This window comes from Pseudomonas baetica (assembly GCF_019733355.1).
GTDB lineage: Bacteria > Pseudomonadota > Gammaproteobacteria > Pseudomonadales > Pseudomonadaceae > Aquipseudomonas > Aquipseudomonas baetica_A.
Genome location: NZ_JAIHLQ010000171.1, coordinates 1 through 290, shown reverse-complemented (window position 1 = coordinate 290; position 290 = coordinate 1). Strand labels below are relative to the sequence as shown.

The following is a 290-nucleotide window of genomic DNA, read 5'->3' as shown; positions in this document are numbered from 1 at the left end:
GGTTGAAAGAGCATTCGGAATTGGACCCTCGGCCCTGACCGAAACCATGATTATGCTCAATAAGCATTTCGCCAATGCTGCCTAATCCCCCAACTGGGTGACGCCGCGCGGCCGTGCCCCATGTTTGCAACAGAGCCCATCATCCCGCATCGTCTGTACTTCCTGAGCCATCTGCAAAACGTGGCCAAGCCGCTTGTTATCAACAATAGCCCCCTGATTGACCGGTGCAAGCCGATCATTAATGCAGTAATCCAACAGGTTGCCATCAGGGCCACGTAATTCAACCCGAT

At 53.4% G+C, this 290-nt stretch carries 2 pseudogenes; one reads left to right on the top strand and one right to left on the bottom strand.

The window, feature by feature from the left end:
• Positions 1–85 (top strand): annotated as a pseudogene (locus K5E40_RS34615) (IS6 family transposase); the annotation flags it as partial.
• On the opposite strand, the pseudogene K5E40_RS34610 reads toward K5E40_RS34615, so the two are convergent.
• Positions 82–290, bottom strand: a pseudogene (locus K5E40_RS34610) (hypothetical protein); the annotation flags it as partial. The pseudogenes K5E40_RS34615 and K5E40_RS34610 sit on opposite strands and share 4 nt — an antisense overlap.